The sequence below is a fragment of the Streptoalloteichus hindustanus genome, assembly GCF_900129375.1.
Lineage (GTDB): Bacteria > Actinomycetota > Actinomycetes > Mycobacteriales > Pseudonocardiaceae > Streptoalloteichus > Streptoalloteichus hindustanus.
On sequence record NZ_FQVN01000004.1, the window covers coordinates 401,934 to 418,335 of the forward strand.

General features: G+C 67.3%; 18 protein-coding genes. 12 read left to right on the forward strand and 6 right to left on the reverse strand.

Going from position 1 to position 16,402, the window contains the following annotated elements; translation table 11 throughout:
- The first annotated feature begins 419 nt into the window (after positions 1-419).
- Both BUE43_RS14700 and BUE43_RS14705 read left to right on the forward strand, forming a co-directional pair.
- Positions 420-1,271 (forward strand): helix-turn-helix domain-containing protein, encoded by an 852-nt coding sequence (locus BUE43_RS14700; RefSeq protein ID WP_083959690.1) that lies wholly within the window; start codon positions 420-422, stop codon positions 1,269-1,271.
- An 18-nt stretch (positions 1,272-1,289) separates the two neighbouring features.
- Positions 1,290-1,502: a DUF397 domain-containing protein gene (locus BUE43_RS14705; protein ID WP_073483870.1), complete on the forward strand. Its 213-nt coding sequence runs from the start codon at positions 1,290-1,292 to the stop codon at positions 1,500-1,502.
- Between the two features lie 29 nt (positions 1,503-1,531).
- Here the strand turns inward: BUE43_RS14705 and BUE43_RS14710 are convergent, their stop codons facing one another.
- Entirely contained in the window at positions 1,532-2,383 is an 852-nt protein-coding gene (locus BUE43_RS14710) for a 3'-5' exonuclease (RefSeq protein WP_073483370.1), read from the reverse strand.
- Positions 2,384-2,554: 171 nt separating this feature from the next.
- Here BUE43_RS14710 and BUE43_RS14715 point away from each other — a divergent pair, with 171 nt between their 5' ends.
- Positions 2,555-3,340: an alpha/beta hydrolase gene (locus tag BUE43_RS14715; protein ID WP_073483371.1), complete on the forward strand. Its 786-nt coding sequence runs from the start codon at positions 2,555-2,557 to the stop codon at positions 3,338-3,340.
- Positions 3,337-4,014: a DapH/DapD/GlmU-related protein gene (locus tag BUE43_RS14720; protein WP_073483373.1), complete on the forward strand. Its 678-nt coding sequence runs from the start codon at positions 3,337-3,339 to the stop codon at positions 4,012-4,014. The genes BUE43_RS14715 and BUE43_RS14720 overlap by 4 nt, the downstream gene beginning before the upstream one ends.
- 21 nt (positions 4,015-4,035) lie before the next feature.
- Here BUE43_RS14720 and BUE43_RS14725 read toward each other — a convergent pair whose 3' ends face one another.
- Together BUE43_RS14725 and BUE43_RS14730 are read right to left on the reverse strand one after the other, a co-directional pair.
- The gene (locus BUE43_RS14725; RefSeq protein WP_268844431.1) at positions 4,036-4,740 is read right to left on the reverse strand and encodes a glycosyltransferase family 25 protein; all 705 of its coding nucleotides are present in this window, start codon (positions 4,738-4,740) and stop codon (positions 4,036-4,038) included.
- Positions 4,741-4,753: 13 nt separating this feature from the next.
- Entirely contained in the window at positions 4,754-6,004 is a 1,251-nt protein-coding gene (locus BUE43_RS14730) for a hypothetical protein (RefSeq protein ID WP_200797512.1), read from the reverse strand.
- 241 nt (positions 6,005-6,245) lie between these two features.
- Here BUE43_RS14730 and BUE43_RS14735 point away from each other — a divergent pair, with 241 nt between their 5' ends.
- The 8 genes from BUE43_RS14735 to BUE43_RS14770 all read left to right on the forward strand — a co-directional run bounded on the left by BUE43_RS14735 (position 6,246) and on the right by BUE43_RS14770 (position 12,970).
- Positions 6,246-6,938, forward strand: coding sequence for a 6-carboxytetrahydropterin synthase (locus BUE43_RS14735; RefSeq protein WP_073483377.1), 693 nt, complete (start codon positions 6,246-6,248; stop codon positions 6,936-6,938).
- Positions 6,935-7,639 carry a 7-carboxy-7-deazaguanine synthase QueE gene (locus BUE43_RS14740; RefSeq protein WP_200797513.1) on the forward strand — a complete coding sequence of 235 codons (705 nt, stop codon included), beginning with the start codon at positions 6,935-6,937 and terminating at the stop codon, positions 7,637-7,639. Before BUE43_RS14735 ends, BUE43_RS14740 begins: the two co-directional genes overlap by 4 nt.
- A 238-nt stretch (positions 7,640-7,877) precedes the next feature.
- The gene (folE, locus tag BUE43_RS14745) at positions 7,878-8,507 is read left to right on the forward strand and encodes a GTP cyclohydrolase I (protein WP_200797514.1); all 630 of its coding nucleotides are present in this window, start codon (positions 7,878-7,880) and stop codon (positions 8,505-8,507) included.
- Positions 8,507-9,322 (forward strand): hypothetical protein, encoded by an 816-nt coding sequence (locus BUE43_RS14750; protein ID WP_073483381.1) that lies wholly within the window; start codon positions 8,507-8,509, stop codon positions 9,320-9,322. The genes folE and BUE43_RS14750 overlap by 1 nt, the downstream gene beginning before the upstream one ends.
- A complete protein-coding gene (locus BUE43_RS14755; protein WP_073483384.1) occupies positions 9,319-10,389 on the forward strand; it encodes a nucleoside phosphorylase-I family protein in 1,071 nt (356 codons plus the stop codon). Before BUE43_RS14750 ends, BUE43_RS14755 begins: the two co-directional genes overlap by 4 nt.
- A gap of 20 nt (positions 10,390-10,409) precedes the next feature.
- Entirely contained in the window at positions 10,410-11,105 is a 696-nt protein-coding gene (locus BUE43_RS14760; protein WP_073483385.1) for a dTMP kinase, read from the forward strand.
- Between the two features lie 31 nt (positions 11,106-11,136).
- Positions 11,137-12,057, forward strand: coding sequence for a DUF2797 domain-containing protein (locus BUE43_RS14765; protein ID WP_073483387.1), 921 nt, complete (start codon positions 11,137-11,139; stop codon positions 12,055-12,057).
- A 70-nt stretch (positions 12,058-12,127) separates the two neighbouring features.
- Positions 12,128-12,970: a class I SAM-dependent methyltransferase gene (locus BUE43_RS14770; RefSeq protein ID WP_073483389.1), complete on the forward strand. Its 843-nt coding sequence runs from the start codon at positions 12,128-12,130 to the stop codon at positions 12,968-12,970.
- Positions 12,971-13,221: 251 nt separating this feature from the next.
- On the opposite strand, the gene BUE43_RS14775 is transcribed toward BUE43_RS14770, so the two are convergent.
- The 3 genes from BUE43_RS14775 to BUE43_RS14785 form a co-directional block, all read right to left on the reverse strand.
- On the reverse strand, positions 13,222-13,737 hold the full coding sequence (locus BUE43_RS14775) for an NUDIX domain-containing protein (RefSeq protein ID WP_327083449.1): 516 nt from the start codon (positions 13,735-13,737) through the stop codon (positions 13,222-13,224).
- A gap of 352 nt (positions 13,738-14,089) precedes the next feature.
- A complete protein-coding gene (locus tag BUE43_RS14780) occupies positions 14,090-15,031 on the reverse strand; it encodes a phosphotransferase family protein (RefSeq protein ID WP_073483392.1) in 942 nt (313 codons plus the stop codon).
- A 211-nt stretch (positions 15,032-15,242) separates the two neighbouring features.
- The gene (locus BUE43_RS14785; RefSeq protein WP_234995727.1) at positions 15,243-16,358 is read right to left on the reverse strand and encodes an alkaline phosphatase family protein; all 1,116 of its coding nucleotides are present in this window, start codon (positions 16,356-16,358) and stop codon (positions 15,243-15,245) included.
- Between the last annotated feature and the right edge of the window lie 44 nt (positions 16,359-16,402).

Sequence of the window (16,402 nt, forward strand, 5' to 3'; positions counted from 1 at the left end):
CACGCCTCACCTCAGGCGCTCGACGCTCTGGCGGGTGCCCGAGTTGTCGAGGAGATCGACGCTGCGGGCGAGGAGTTGCATGAGGCCGTCCTTGTCCAGGCGAACCAACCCCTGTGGCGGAGCCAGAAGCACCAGGGACCCGCCCGCGCCAGGCCAGAGCCTCAACGTGGCCTGGTGTCCGCGGATGTCCGTGCACGGGATTTCGAGGGGCTGTTGGTGGGAGTGGTGGCTGTCTTCCTGTGGTGCTGGCACTGTCACCTCCAGAGTTGGCGCAGTGCAGACAGGATCTTCTGCAAGAGCAGAGAACACAAGATGAAAACTTGCAGATTCACCCTGTTGGACCCCGGGTTCATGCCGGTGTAAGCCCTAGGCTTGCAGCGAAGACCATAGGGACCGACGAGTTCTGAGGTGGAGGCAGGGTGCGCGAACCGACGCCCACGATCCGGCAACGCAAGGTGGCCAGAGCGCTGCGCGCCTGGCGCAACGCACGCGACCTGAAGCTGAAGGAGGTCTCGGCTCGCATCGGCTGGTCCGACGCGAAGATCAGCCGACTCGAGAACGCCGTGACCATCGCCGGCCCGGCCGAAGTCATCGTGCTCGCAACGATCTACGGCATCAGCGAAGCCGAACGAGACGAGTACGTGGCGCTGGCGCAGAACGGTGACCGGGTGGACTGGCTCCGCCGGTTCCCCGCGGATCTCGTTCCCGGCACCTTGAAGGACTACATCGAGCTGGAGGCTGAGGCGACACAGCTCGACAACTTCGAAACGACCATCGTCCCCGGCCTCCTCCAGACCGAACGCTACGCAAAAGCGATCGCGCGTGGCTGGGAACTGCGCCCGAGCGACGATGTGGTGGAGGACAGAACCGCCCTTCGAGTGCAGCGACAGGCCCGGCTCCAAGCGGAGCGTCCGCTGCGCCTCCACGCAGTGATCTACGAGCCCGGCCTCCGTGCGCCGGTTGGCGGGACGGAGACGATGCGGGCACAGCTTCTGCACTTGGTGGAGATGGCGGAACTGCCCAACGTCACGATCCAGGTGTTGCGCGCGATCGGTGCGCATCCCGCGATGGGCGTATCCTTCTGTCTCCTCCACCTCGGCGAGCACACAGCACCGGTCGCCTATACGGACGCCCTTACACGAGGCGTGTTCGTGGAGGAAGAAGATGATGTTGAGCGGTGTAGGCTCACCTTCCAGCGCCTGACGGAACTGGCGCTGGAACCACAGGAGTCTGTCGATCTCATCGCGCAGATCGCGCAGGGTCACAGCTAACGAAAAGGGGTGTGCCGGATGTCTACCCCCAAGACGTCCCGCTGGGCCTGGCGTAAGTCCTCTCGTAGCACGGGCAACGGACAGTGTGTCGAGATGGCGTTCGACTGCGACAGGCACGTGGGTGCGCTCCGGGACAGCAAGAACCCGGAGGGGCCCGCGCTGGTCGTGCCGGCCGAGACGCTGACCGCGTTCGTCGCGGCAGCCAAGCTCGGCAAGCTCGACCCGCACTAACCACAGAACATGGCTGGGCCCCGGCAATCTCATCGCCGGGGCTCAGCCATGTCAGGCCGGCCAGCGCCTTCCTGGGCTTCGCTTGATCTGTAGACCTGATGCCCAGGCTCTTCCCCTACCCAAAGGGAGCGTCGCTCGCCTTCGAACGGGCCGAGTGGCAGTCTTGCGTACGGGCGGCGAAGCAGGGACGCCTGGACCAGCCTCTCCCAGTCCAGCCCGCCGATCTCGATCAGGGTGAGCAGCAGCGTCCACGCACACCAGGTGTCGTGACTGGCGCGGTGGCGGCGCTGCTCGGTGACGCCGCTGGTGTCCACCTTCGCCACCCGCAGAAGGTTGTCGAGCCCGTAGCCACCGGCGAGGTTGGGCAGGACCCGTTTGGCCAGCCGCAGGGTGTCGAGCACCATCGGCGGCTTCCAGCGCGGGAGGTGGGCGGACAGGACGTTCAGTTCCACCGAGGCGTTGTGCGCGATCAGCGTGCGGCCGGTCAACAGCTGCTCGACCTCGGCCGCGACCGTGGACCACGGTGGGCAGTGCGCCACGTCCTTGTCGCTGATGCCGTGTACCTTGCGCGTCACCAGGGGGTTGATGGGCCGTTCAGGACGGATCATCCATGCCCGCAGGTGTTCAGCCGTTGCCTCGCCGTGCACGGGCAGCACCGCGATGTCGATGATCTCGGGTGGCTGCTGGCCGTTGCCCTCCACATCGACCACGGCGAGCTTCTGGCCCCTCAGAGCCGCTGGCAGGGAACCGTTCACAGCGTCGTCTCCTTCACCACCGCAGGCCAACCCAGGTCGGCTCGCCCGTAGTTGCTCATCCAGTCCGTCGACCACCACGGCACGTTCGTTGATGGTGACCAGCCTGCCGCCCAGCGCCTCGGCCATGACGGCAACCTCCCGTGTCTGCGGCAGAGTCCACGACGAAGTGCTTCCTCCTGGGTGGTTCTCGCTGACGGGCTGGCCTGAAGCGTCGCAGTTCGCTGGGTTCGGTCGATCTCCTCGGGCACACTGCTCAAGCGCAGACAGTCACCTCTGGTGACAAGGGGAGCAGCGGGAATGCGACAGGTGGAGTTGACGTCTATCGACGGGACGCGGCTCGACGCCTCGTGGCATCCCGCCCGAGCACAAGGACAACGAGGCGTGGTCATCCAGGCCCATGGGATCAACGCCACCATGACCGAAGGAGGGATGTTCGTTCGTCTCGCCGAGCAGCTGGCGGAAGCGGGCTTCACCGTGTTGCGGTTCTCGTTCCGGGGACACGGTGACAGCCAGGGAACACAGCGGGGTGTGACGATCGCGGGCGAGATGCTCGACCTGCAGGCCGCCGTCGAGCACGTGGTTGGACGCTTTCCCGGTCGGTTGGTGATCGTGGCGTCGAGCTTCGGCGCGGTACCCACCTCGCTGTCCCTGCCGTGGCTGGGGGACCGCCTCGGTCGGCTCGTTCTCTGGAACCCCGTGCTGGACCTCCAACGCACCTTCGTCACCCCGGAACTGCCGTGGGGTAAGGAGAACTTCAACGCGGAGCAGCAGAAGCTGCTGGCCACCCAGGGTTTCCTGACGCTGGACGGCGAGTTCGAGGTTGGCAGAGTCCTGTTCGAGGAGTTCCATCGCTACGAGCCGCTGCAGTGCCTGACGGCGAACACGGTCCCCGCGCTCGTGGTACACGGTGACCAGGACACCGCGGTCTCCTACGAGATCGCGCGGCAGGCGGCTGCTGCCAGGCCGAACACCGAGTTCCACACGGTCCGCGGTGCAGACCACGGGTTCGACACGCGGGAACGAGAGGACGAGGCTGTGGCGGTCACCGTGGAATGGCTGGTCAACGGCCGGGAGACGGTGTGAACAGCGCCTTCCTCTACGCACCCGTGAGCCTCGGCAGCGGCAGCGTTGTGGGTGAGCACTGCGTGCTGGGCTGTCCCCAGGAGGCCCGCCTGCGGGCCGAGCAGCAGAACCCCGGCTCCTCGCTGACGGGTGAGCAGGTCACGGTTGGGCCGAAGTGTTTGCTGGCCCACCATGTCGTGGTCTACGAAGGGGTTCGGATCGGTGCGGAGTGCGTGATCGAGGACCGGGTGCGGATTGGTTACAACAGCGTGATCGGCGATCGAACCCGCATCGTCTATGGAGCGTACCTGTGTGATCGGGTCACGATCGGCGTCGACGCGACCGTGGCGGGATTCATCTGTGACGGCACGACTATCGGCGATCGATCCACTGTGATGGGCGAACTGGTGCACGAGTACACCCGCCCCCACGAAGGGTGGTGGGACGTTGATGAGGAACCCCCGGTGATCGAGGCCGACTCCGTGGTTGGCTACGGAGCACGGGTGGTGGGCGGAGTCCACATCGGCCCGCGCAGCTATGTCGCAGCAGGCGCAGTAGTCACCAAGGACGTACCGCCTGAGTGCGTCGTGACCGGCGTCAACGTCCAGACCCCGGCTGGGCAATGGAAGGGACGCCGACTGCAGAACCTGATTGAGCACTGGCAGTCGCTGTCTCAGGCCCGCCTGCGAACGTGAGCCGAGATCGTTCGCTTTCGCCTACGGCTCGACGAAGTCGGAGTCCTCCGTGTCACTGCCAGCTTCGTCCTTGGAGCGCTGACGAACCAGTGGTGGATCAAAGGCCATTGCTTTGAGCTGCTTGGGGAAGCGTGCCCGTACGTCGGGCCGCGGATGGTCGATGTAGAGGGAGGGTAGGAACTCGTCGATCGGCACGATCGCGTGCTCCAAGTGCGTTGCGAGCAGGACGTTGAGCGCGGACCGGGTGAGCAGGTAGCCAAAGGTGCAGTGGCTGTAGGCGGGCGACACGAAACCGGTTGTCACTGCCTGGTCTTGTTCAGGATCGAGGGGACAACGTCCTAGGTAGAGCACATCGAATGTGTTGCCGGAGACGACGCGACGTAGTCCGACGAGTAAGTCATCAAGGAACGTGGATCTGACGATCGCATCGTCTTCGAGGATGACGACGAACTTCTCGTCGCCGGTCTCGGCGGCATGCCGCCAGCAGGCGAGATGCGCCAGCGTGCAGCCAATCTCGCCGTACTTCAGGGGCCTGCTCCACCACGGATTGTCCGACTCGATCTTCCACGGGAAGAGCTTGTAGCCGGCGGCTTCCAGCTGGTTCCGGGTTAGCTCGTGGCCGTCGAAGGGTCCGGTCCAGTCTGACGTGAAGGTGACCGGCATGCCGGGAGGCAGGACCGTGGTCATCCACGTGCGCCGATCTGGGCGTCGAGGCAGGTTGATCACGTAGGTGCGGAGGTCAGCGGGCGTGATCAATGCGACGGATTCCTCTCCCGGCTCGATGATCGAGGTAGCGGTCGGAGTTGTCAGCGACCGCGGTGAACGGTTCGTTGTGTCGGCGAGCCAGCAGTAGTAGCGGATTGACCATGGTCAGATCCGTGACGTCGGTGATACCGCCGATCCGCCTGGCCTCGGTTACCAGGACGAAGTCCGCGTCGCCGACTTGTTCGGTGACGTAACGGACGCTTCGTGCGCCGCGCTCGGCTTCGAGTAGACAGCGAGCAGAACCGAGCACGCCGAGGGTCAAACACCCGCCGAGCAAGAAGACCGTGGTGCCCTGGGCGAGCGTGAGGCGAGTGAACACGGCGAGGTCTTCGAGGAGTTCCTGGCGTTGCGTCCACCGTGGTCCCAGGGTGAGCCCGCCCAGATCGGGGATGACCAGGGGGTCGTCCTCGCCGAGCGGGTGAGGTTCGAAGTGGAACGGCAGCTGGGGTAGGAACTCTCGGTACTTCGCGTTCCACGGTGGGCCGCCGACGACTACCAGGACATCTGCCTGGGTGTCGTAGTACTCGGAGGGCGCGAAGTCCCGGATTGTCACCGTCGGAGCCAGTTGCGCGAATCGAGTTCGCAGGTAGATGAGCGTGTCCAGGTCAGCGAACTTGGCGTATCGGAGGTAGTTCCGGTCGGTCGGCGAGGCGTATTCGGGGAGCTCGTCTTCTGGGATCTCCGAGCACACGATGTCGACCCGTGGCCCGTTCGACAGCCGCCAGAAGGCGCGGAGGTCTTCCTCCCAGTGTGCGGGCTGGCTGGCCGCGGGTTGGCGTTGGGCGGAAACCATGCCGTTGCCGGAGGGCGACGGTCGGGGAGGTGCCGATACCCCGTTATTGCTCAAGAGCAGGTAGGCGAGGGTGTCCAGGGCGCGGTCGGCGCGACGCCGTACGGTCTTCGCCGCGCACCTCCGCAGCCGCGCGAGTGACTCCTGCCGTTCGGTCAGCGTTGGATACCGGTGCTCGGCGACGAGGTTGAAGTCCACCTCGACGTACAGCCGCTCGTCGTCGGCAAGGCACTCCATCGCCCGGCGAAGTACCACCACAAGCTGGTTCACTTCCTCGACTGAACCAGGCTCGCGGACCGCACCGTTGGCGAGATATGCCCGCACGGAGGCAGTCAGCGTGGTGAGTAGCGCCGTTGGTCGGGCGAGGCCATGGCCTTGACGTAAGCGCTTGAGGCCGTCCTTGACCTCATCGACGGAGAGCGAGGAGCTGGACACCCTGTCCAGGATATGTCCAGCTGCTCGACCAGTGACCAGCAACACGGGTGACGAAGGGCCTGGTCGACCACGGCATGGCGCGACAGCCTGGGACCAGGCGGAATTCACCATCCTGCCGTGAACCTCACCCCGTCCCGGACAAGATCACGAAACGCCGACAACGAGACGGCCTGCGCACCAGTTCCGTCGCCAGCGCACGTCGTCCGAGTGCTGTTCGACATGACCGAGGAAGGAGGGCTACATGAAGGCCGCTGACGAGAAGTGCGTGGCGAACGGCCAGATCACCATCTCGCAGTCCTTCGCCTTCAGCGCCAGCCACGAACTGAGGCTGCTACCAGCCAGTCACAAGTGTCGCCGCAACCACGGCCACAACTACGTGGTGACCGCCTCGGCGCTCGTGCGCGATGACGCCGCCCCCGGAGACCTGTCGCCCCTTGGGGACTATCTGGCCACGACGTTCGACCACCGGTTACTCAACGAGCAGGTCATCTTCCACCCGACGAGCGAACTTCTCGCGGCCTACCTCGCCGAGTGGTTCCGAGACAACGTCGCATCGTCGACGCCAATCACGCTTGTCACCATGGAGGTTTCGGAGACCACGACCACATCAGCGCGCTGTGACGGCGTCACCGGCGAGGTCACGATCTCGAAGACCTTCAAGACCAGTCACGGCGACGTCACGCTGGTGCTGGGGGCGGACGGGCTCAACGAGGTTGGGTTCATCACCGATTTCGGTGACCTGAAGCCGTTCGGGACGTATCTCCAGGCGCCTGACGCCGACGCGGGGTTACGTGCTGCCGGCCCTGCGCTGGTCGCCCACCTGGCTGGCTGGTTCGTCGACAACGTCGAGCCGGAGACCCGCGGTCGACTCGTATCCGTACGGGTCGACTCGGGTACCACCACCGGCCTGTGGGAACGAGGCGATGCCTCGTGAACACGCTGACTGTGGCTCCCGAACGGGTAGAGGGTTCCGCGATTCTCACCGAGAAGTTCGAGTCGTTCCAGGGCGAAGGTCCCTGGACCGGGCAGCGCTGCGTGTTCGTCCGGTTCTCCCGCTGCAACCTCCGGTGCGGCTTCTGTGACACCCCGGAGAGCTGGGACTGGAGCAGGTACAACCCAGCCGAGGTCAGCGAAAGAGCCCCCGTCGCCGAGCTGGTGTCGTGGGTGCGTGAGCGCGGCGTGGACATGATGGTGATCACCGGCGGGGAGCCGATGTTGCAGCAGCCCGCCATGACCGCCCTCGCCCGCGGCCTGGCCAACGTTCGGGTGCAGGTCGAAACCAACGGCACGATCGCGCCCACACCGGAGCTGGCCTCCCTGGTCGACCTCTGGGTGGTGAGTCCGAAACTCGCGAACTCCGGCATGACCTACTCCACCCGCATCAAGCCCGCTGCCCTCTCGGCGTTCGCCGTGACAGACCGTGCGGTGTTCAAGTTCGTGGTCACCGAGCCCGACCGCGACCTCGACGAGATCGCCCAGCTCGTCGAGGAGCACCAGCTAGCTCCGGTGTGGGTGATGCCGGAAGGCACCACCCGGGAGAAGATTCTGGCCGGCATGGACGCGCTCTACAGCCGGGCCACTGAACGCGGATGGAACGTCTCCACCCGCCTGCACATCCTGACCGGAGCGCGGTGACACCGGCTCCCCGCCCGAGCACCGGATCACGGGACTTTCCGCGCCAGCACCAAAACCTCGACGACCTCCTGTGAGTCACGGCTTCCGAATGCCTGACCAAAACCACCCTGAATGCTCGCCGTCGCCGTCGCCGCGCTGGCCTGGCACCCCCTGCCTGCGCGCAGTGGCGCTACTACGGGCCGCTGCTGCTGCTGACGTCCTTGACCCGTTCACCACACCCGGAAGCGAGGCGAAGTCCGTGACCAACACCCTCGACAGGCTGGCTCCTCCCCGTGGAAGCCAGGACCTGATGTCGTCGGGTCCAGTCGACATCGAGCGCGTCGCCGATCTTGTCGGCCAGCTCCTCGCCGCGATCGGTGAGGACCCCGGACGGGAGGGCCTGTCGGAGACGCCAGTCAGGGTCGCCGCGTGGTGGCGCAGTTTCTTCTCCCCGGAGCCGTCAGCCACACCGACCTGCTTCACCGAGCAGCACCTGAGCGACCAGCTGGTCGTGATCGGCGGCATGAGCGTCTGGTCCCTGTGTGAGCACCACCTGCTGCCCATGAACCTGGACGTCGCCGTCGGTTACGTACCGGACGACGAAGTGATGGGCCTGTCGAAGTTCGGCCGCATCGCACAGCGGTGTGCGGGTCGCCTTCAGGTGCAGGAGCGCTTCACCCAGCAGGTAGCCGACGAGATCGCCGTCGTGATCGGCAGTACGGACCTGGCCGTCGCGGTCCGCGGCACGCACCTGTGCATGAGCGCGCGGGGCGTGCGGATGGAGGCGGCTCGTACCACCACACTGAAGGCGGGCGGCCGATTCAAGAGCGATCCTGTGCTCTCCCAACAGTTCCTCACCCTCGCCACCGCCAGGTGGAGGGCCGCCTGATGGCCAAGAGCATCCCCTTCTCCGCGATCGCGCCGCCCAACTACCTCAACGCCTTCGTCGCACAGGAGCCCGCCAGCGTCCACCACGTGGCTGCCCAGCGTGTTCTGACCGACGCCGCCTACCGCGCGTTCTTCCACCGTGAGGCCCGGCGCGGTGCTGAGATCGTTGTCGACAACGGGGTCTTCGATCTCGGCCACGCCCTGCCAGCCGCCGACCTGATCGCGGCGGCCCGCCTCGTCGATGCCCGCGAGATCATCCTCCCGGACGTCATGCGTGACGGGCTCGCCACCCTCAGGGCCAGCGACGAAGCCGCCCGCGAGATCCTCGACCTGAGCGACGAGTTCCGGCTGTGCGTCGTGCTGCACGCGGCAGACGATCAAGAGTGGCTGCGCTGCTACGACTACTTCGCGTCCAGCGACTACGTCGGAGCGATCGCGCTGCCCGCCTCCCGGCGTCGAGCGCCCGAAGACGAGCTCTGCCGCACCCGCTGGGCAGCCACCCGGTACCTGGAAGACCACGGCATGATCGAGGGCGGCATCGTTTATCGGCTGCTTGGCCTCGGCCGCACCGGGCACCTGGAACTCGTCGAACAGCGCGAGCACGAATGGATCGCCTCGGTCGACGGCGCCGCCCCGGTCATCCTCGGCGCGATGGGCATCGCGATGCTGCCCGACGGCCCCTACGAGAAGCCACCGACTCCTCGTATCGAGAACCTGGGCCGGATCCCCGAGGAGCGGTTCGACTTGATCCGACGGAACATCGCCGTCGTCCGCGCGGCGGCGGGCAGCAGCGTGCGGATCCCGGAGGCCGCATGATGAACCTCCTCGCCAACGCGGTCCTGCCCGCACGTCCGAGTCGGACGTTGCGCGCATCTCCCATCGCGGTGGACGGACACACGATGGCTCCGGACCGCCTTCTGCGCTACCTACAGATCAAGGTGCACCACCTCATCCAGGACCACGACTGGGACAGCATCCACGTCGTCGGCAGCTACGACCGCCAAGCGGTGATCTCCGCCCACGAGAAGAACGGCAAGCTGTTCAACTTCGAGCGTCCCACCGCCCAGATCAACGGCCGAGCCCTGGTGGTCAAGGCATTCCCCGGCGGTGACTACGTCCACCACTACGCGCTGATCATCGCCACGTACCTCGCCATGACGGGCAAGGCGGCCGATACCGTCACCTACGAGCTTCCCGAACCCGCGGTAGCCCGTGCGGCAGCACAGCAACTCGCCCTCGACCTCGACGGCGACCTCGTGATCGTCGGCTGGGGCCTTGCGCACCTCGCCCCGCCGGACGGTGTGTGGAACTACGGGCACGGCTACGCATGGCAGCGCACCGAGGTCAACGGCCGCCGGGTGGTCTACCTCGGTTTCCTGCACAGCATCTGGGGTGACGTCGCCGGACGAGTCGTCACGCGCCTGGCGGAGCTCGGCGCCCGCGACGTCGTCTACGTCGGCAAAGTCGGCGCACTGAACCCCGACATCGAGCCCAACACGTGGCTGGCCACCGGAAACACGAGCCTCGTGGGCGGCAGCCTCGCCACGTGGCCCGACTTCTTCGGTGGCTTCGCTACCGCCCAACCGGGCGTGCACACCGGCGTCCATGTCACCTCGCCGTCGATCCTGCTGGAGAACCAGGACTGGCTGACCGAGCACACCGAGTACGCCTTCGTCGATCCGGAGATCGGCCCCATGGGGGTCGCAGCCCGCGATGCCGGGATCGGTTTCGGCTATCTACACGTCATTTCCAACAACCTCGCTCGCCGTTACCCCGCGGACTTGTCCAACGAGCGGCACAGCGAAGTTGTCCGACAGCGCACCGTCCTCATCAGACAGATCCAGAACATCATCGCCGACCGACTGGTCGCCCGGCCGATCTGAACCCCCTGGAGGAGCACCACATGACGAACACCGCACCCCTCGTCAACCCCGCGCGGGGACGGGAGATCACGGTCGTCGGCATTGACGGCGCGGGCAAGTCCACTCTCGCCATCCGCCTGCACCACGCGCTCAACGAGGCCGGCCACGAAGCGATCCTGATTGGCAAGCACAGCACCGAAGTCCCGATGGACCCGGAGTTGTCCGCCTACGTCGATCGGCTCAACGCCCTGGTCTATCGCCGCGACGCGCGCGTCGCCCAGGCGTGCGGCGATCACTACTGGCTGCTGGCGTTGGCCGCCTGGTACACCCTCCAGGACAAACTCGTCATCCAGCCCGCTCTCGCCGCCGGAACCCACGTGATCCTCGACAACGCCCACCACAAGATCCTCGCTCGCTACGCGGTGAATCCCGACGTCCCCACCAGCCTGGCCGAGCAGGTCTTCGCCCACCTCACCAAAGCCGACCTGGTGTTCTTCCTGTGCATCAGCGCCCGCGACGCGCTCGCCCGCAAGGGCGAATTCAGCTCCCTGGAAACCGGCCACTCCGGCGGTGCGGACGAGGACTTCATCCGCTACCAGGACATCGTCCTCGCGAAGCTACGTGAGCACGAGCAGCGCGGCGGATGGCTGTCGGTGGACGTGACCGACATGGACCGCGACGCGGTCTTCAAGACCGCCGCTGGTGCGCTCGCCGACCGCCTCCAACTCTCCATCTGACCCCGCCCGCAGCCACCACGAGGAACGCGTTATGCCAGCAACCCGGCCGGCTGACAGCGAGTACGTGTGCCACGGCATCACCTGGGCGACAGGAGATCCCCGGCTGTTGCTGGCCCCGCTGCCCGACGGGCCCCTGGTCTACGCCGAGATCATGAACCAGCGACTCGGCTTCGCGGTTGGCGCTGGCCGCTGGTGCACCGGCCGGTACCAGTTCACCGACACGGTGCGCGTCGAAGCCCTCGCATGCCCCGACCGCGCGCCGACCGAGCAGGGCGACCAGTGCGCCCGGTGCCTGCGCCAGGACGAGTTCCGCTTCGCCCACCAGTTCCACCAGCACGGCAACGTCCCTGAGGCCCTGCGCCAGTACATGGACCAGCCACACTGGCTCTACCTCGCCACCTTCGCCGACGGCGCCACCAAGGTCGGCACCGCAGCCGAACCACGCAAGCAATCCCGCCTCGACGAGCAGGGCGCCCTGATCGCCACCTACCTGACCAGGAGTCCCGACGGCCGGGCCGTACGCCACCTCGAGGACGCCATCACCCGCGGCCTGCAGATACCCCAGACCGTCCGGGCCGTGACCAAGCTCAGGGCGCTGGCCAACCTGACCGACCTGTCCACCGCGAGCGCGACCCACGACCGCCACGTCGCCCGTGCCGCTGACACGCTTGCCGACATGGGCACCCCGGCAATGCCGGAGAAGTGGACTCCTCCTGCCGAAGGCGAGCGGATGCGCGTCGCCAACGGCGTACGGATGCCGTATCCGCACGATCTGCGCGACGGTGAGCACGGCTTCGCCGTCGTCTCGTGCGTCGGCACCCAGGTGCTGGCCGTCCTGGACGGTGACGACGAGGTGGGCTACGTGCTCGACCTCGGCGCCCTCAGGGGGCGCCGCATCACGCTCGGCCCGTTCGTGTCGCCCGCCGCCGCCTTCCAGAGCTCTCTCTTCTAACCCGCGCCTGACTCGCCAACGTCCCGTCCACCAAGAACCCAACCCCGCATCCTGCACGCGAGGTACCCCCATGGCACCCGTGGACGCCGTTCTCGGCTGGGACGAGGACACGACCGCGGAGGCGTACGCCGCCTTCACCCGTGACTTCCCTATGTACGGAGCCACCAGCCGAGACCTCGCCCGCCGCGCCGATCTCGCCGGCAGCCGCCTGGTGATCGACCTGTGCGGCGGAGCCGGCGCGACCGCGGAGGCGATCCTCGATCTCGTCCCATCCCAGGCCCAGGTCATCTCCCTGGACAACGCCGCGGCCATGCAACGCGTGGGCATCCGGATGCTGACCGACCCGCGGCTGACCTGGATCACGGCCCCGGCCGAGAACATGGCCGACCACGTTCCCGGCATGGCGGACGCCGTGGTGTGCAACTCCGCGATCTGGAAGACCGACGTGCTCCAGGTGTTCGCCGCCGTCCACCAGGTCCTACGGCCAGGCGGACGGTTCGTGTTCAACGTCGGCGGCGGCTTCGCCGGCGTCCGCCACCCCGACGAGACCAGCGTGCGCACCGGACCATCGTTGAACACCCTGGTCCGTCAAGTCGCAGCTCGTGACTACGGCTACGTCCCGCCGCCTCCAGCCGCCGAGGCAGCTCCCACGCTGCCGCTGGACATGGTCGCCGACCACCTCGCGGTCGCCGGGCTGACCGTGCTCGACAGCGAGATCGTCGCCCAGCACAGCACGATGGCCGAGAAGAAGGCGTGGCTGTCGATTCCGGTCTTCGCTCGACCCGACGGCGAGTTCACCCACGCTCAACGGATGGACATCCTCAACAAGGCGTACTCGCTGACCACACCCGACACGCCGACCGTGACGAGTTGGCTCGTGGTCGTCGCACAGCGCCCCAGAGAACAACATTGACCCTGCCACCGGCAGGAAGCTGTGGCAGCGGGACCAAAGTACTGCGACCACGCGGCCGTCGGCGTGCTCATCTCCTCACCGGAAGGGCCGCTTGTCCGGTCGCCGCGTCCACGCGGGGCACCACTCGGCGGTGTCCGGCTTGGGAGCGGGTGTGGGTTCGGTTCCTTGCCGAGCTTCCGCTGGTCAGGCTGCCCGACGGCACCTTGAGTCTGATCGACAAGGTCCTCTGGCTCGTACACCGGCGACGGGCCTCAGTACGCCCCGACGACGTTGCCCGCTGCCAATCGGCGCACGTAGGCGCGGATGCGGTCGCGATCCTCGGGGAACACGCTCTCCCACGTCTCGTCCAGGTCAACCCACCTCGACGGCTGTCCCGTCTCCCCGCCCAGCGGCACGTCATGGTCGACGACGGCGCCGTAGGACAGGCTCAGCGTCGGCGCCCAGTCGGCACGGAAGGAGCGGACAGCCACCGCGGCCGGCGCAGGCAGTAACTCGCCCACGACACCGGCCTCCTCCACGAGTTCACGGGCCGCGGCTGCCCGCGGCGTCTCGCCCGGCTCGACCTTGCCACCAGGCGGCACCCATCCACGCACGCGATGCCGTACGAGCAGGACGCGGCTGTAGGTCGGGTCGGTGACCCAGACCTCGGCCGCGAGCGGCTCCATCAGCGTCTGATGGGCGCGCAGCCACGCCTGGGCGTCATCGAACTCCATCGCAGCAAGGCGAGCATCGGCGACCGCCGCTTCCACGGTCAACTGGTCGATCACCTGGCCCAGCCTAAGCCGAGGTCACGGCCACTCCTGGCATTGCGGGGAGAGCACGGCGCTGCGTGTCAGCAGGCTGTGAACGGATCGCCACGACGCAATGACCTGGTCACGATCCCTGGCCGCCGGCGGCGGGTGCCGTAGCTGGTCAGGGTGCTCCGCACAACCCCGACAAGTGAGGAGCACACCGATCGACCGCAGCACTGTCCGCCTCGCAGGCGGCGTCCCCGGCCATCGCAGCCGTCAACCGCGTGGCGCGATGTGTGCCAGCGCGCAATCTCCTTCGGTGCGGTGTGGCCCACCTGGTCCGCGAGGGTGTCGTGCGCACCACGGCCGGAGGGTTTCGCCTGGTTTCTCAGGCGATGCGGGCCTGAAGCCACCGGAGCGTGGCCTCGCCCTTGGCTGCCTGCGCCGACCGCAGTCCCGGGATGTTGGTGGGCGCCGGTTGCAGGGAGCTGTGGACGTAGTCGCCGGCGAGCGCGGCGATGGTGGTGGTGACCGCGTCGGGGTCCGCCGCGCGCCCCACCGTCGAGCTGGACCACACCTGGTGCGGGTCGATGCCGCTGAGCGCCACCGACGGCGTCAGGAACACCAGGTCCAGCCAGGGTGGTCCGGTGACGGCGTAGGGCCAGTCGAGGAACACGACCTGGCCGTCGTCGGCGATGAGGATGTTGTCGCCCCGCAGATCGGTGTGGCACAACGTGGTGCCCGCGACGGCCTCGGCCCAGCCGGACTCCCACTCCACCAGTCGGTCCAGGTGCGCCCGCGCCCACACATCCAGCCGGTGCACCAGGGCGGGGTCGGCAGCGATCCGCGCCCACGCCCCGAACGCGTCCCCCAAGTCGACTGCCGCGGAAGGCACCGAGGACAGGGGGCTTGGCGTCAGGTGAGTGGCCAGCACGTCGATCGCGGCGATGACGCGACGCAGTTCGGGCTCGTGCCAGGGCTCGGCAGGATGGCGGCCCCGCACATGCTCGAACGCCAGCGCCACCCAGTCACCGTCGTCATAGGTCCACAACAGACGCGGTGCCGACACATCCGCCGGCAACGCCGAAGCCACCTCGATCTCCCGGCGGTACAGTCCCGGCGCGTCCGGGTTCCTCGCGGCGTTGATCGCCTTGACGAACACCCTGCGCCCGCCCTCCACCTCGAACGAGGACGCCAGACCGGGGGAGAACCCGCCGGAGTGGCGGTACTCGCCCTCAACCGGGCCCAGCGCGCCGCCCAGGGCCGCACGGAGACTGTCAGGCAGATCCGCCCAGGACAGACGGGGCGATGCCGCAGGGGTCTGGGCCATGGGCTCGTTCCTCCACAGGAGCGGGCAGACAGGCGCTGGGGCACGGTACTCCTTCGGCATCCAGCTCACACAATCCCCAACCCTGCGGTCCGGCTTAGTCCACTTTGGACCGAGACGGCACGAAGGATGTTGGACACTGAGAGTGGATGGTGGAGGTGCACGGCGCGCGCGGAGGCGGCGGCGTTCGTCGTCCGTATCTGGCTCGACGAGATCACCGGTAGGAGGTGAGGAACAGGACGTGTTGCTCGGCAGGCGCGAAGGAACCATGGTGAGCGACCATCGCGGTGACATTCGGTTCCGCGTGACTGCGAACGATGCCGTGGTGGCCACAAGACGCGGTGACGACGTCACCGATCCGCGGCCGAACCCGCCCGGTGACGGGGCCGAACCAACCTGCCTCAGTGGCTTGGTCTCGGGAGAGAACCCATGCCCGCGGGCCGAGAACCTCCTGCCAGGCGGCCAGGACGTCGGCTGCCGCGCCTGGCTGGGTGTAGACGTGGCGGGCTCGGACGTCTCCAGCGAGGTAGCGGACGCCCTCGCGAAGCACGGGATGGGTGTCGACGTCGACACGGCAGTCACCAGGCACGTCGATCATGCCGTGGTCGGAGGTAATCGTGAGGACCGATCCAGGCGGCATTCGCTCCGCGAGCGTCGAGACCAGATGGTCGACAGTGGACAGATGCAGCCGCCACTCCAGCGATCCCGGCCCGTGAGCGTGGCCAAGGCCGTCGAGATCACCAAGGTAGGCGTAGCAGAGGGCCGGATGAGGTTTCGCGAGGGTGGCGAGGACGGCAGCGGCGAGTTCTCCCAGGGCACGGGCGGCACGGAAGTCGCCGCCACGCAGGACGGCCCGGCTCAGGCCTGAGTGCTCATGCCGTGGCGGAACGACGCAGGTGACGTCGACACCGGCGTGCGTGGCGCGTTCCAGCATGGTGACTGTGGGCTGAACCTGTTCGGGGAGAACACGTTCGCGGAGGTCAATCTGGGTGTCGTCGTCGGATGCGGTCCAGGTCAGCGTGTCGAGGAGACCGATTCCTGGCAGCGCGAAGCTGTAGCTGACGATGCCGTGCACGCCGGCGGGCTGCCCGGTCGCCAGCGAAGCCAAGCTCGTGGCGGTCGTGGCGGGAAACCCGGCGACCAGGGGCTCGCTGTCCTCGGCCAGTGACGAGAGGAACGGAGCGTCAACCGCGTGCTCCCGCAGCTGGGCCCACCCCAGGCCGTCGACCAGAAGCACGCAGGCGGCGCGGACGTCCCGAACCCCGAGAGGGTTGTCGAAACCGGGGACCGCCAGCGCAGCCAGAAGTGACGGCATCACGTGGGTGAGCACACGCGGCCCGGCACACGGCTGCGCTGGCGGCGGGGAGGTGTCCG

Coding starts and splice junctions, on each gene's coding strand:
- BUE43_RS14735 (WP_073483377.1), top strand. CDS start 6,246: ATGAAGGCCGCTGACGAGAAGTGCGTGGCGAACGGCCAGATCACCATC.
- BUE43_RS14750 (WP_073483381.1), top strand. CDS start 8,507: ATGGCCAAGAGCATCCCCTTCTCCGCGATCGCGCCGCCCAACTACCTC.
- BUE43_RS14705 (WP_073483870.1), top strand. CDS start 1,290: ATGTCTACCCCCAAGACGTCCCGCTGGGCCTGGCGTAAGTCCTCTCGT.
- BUE43_RS14710 (WP_073483370.1), bottom strand. CDS start 2,383: ATGGCCGAGGCGCTGGGCGGCAGGCTGGTCACCATCAACGAACGTGCC.
- BUE43_RS14770 (WP_073483389.1), top strand. CDS start 12,128: ATGGCACCCGTGGACGCCGTTCTCGGCTGGGACGAGGACACGACCGCG.
- BUE43_RS14765 (WP_073483387.1), top strand. CDS start 11,137: ATGCCAGCAACCCGGCCGGCTGACAGCGAGTACGTGTGCCACGGCATC.
- BUE43_RS14760 (WP_073483385.1), top strand. CDS start 10,410: ATGACGAACACCGCACCCCTCGTCAACCCCGCGCGGGGACGGGAGATC.
- BUE43_RS14715 (WP_073483371.1), top strand. CDS start 2,555: ATGCGACAGGTGGAGTTGACGTCTATCGACGGGACGCGGCTCGACGCC.
- BUE43_RS14755 (WP_073483384.1), top strand. CDS start 9,319: ATGATGAACCTCCTCGCCAACGCGGTCCTGCCCGCACGTCCGAGTCGG.
- BUE43_RS14780 (WP_073483392.1), bottom strand. CDS start 15,031: ATGGCCCAGACCCCTGCGGCATCGCCCCGTCTGTCCTGGGCGGATCTG.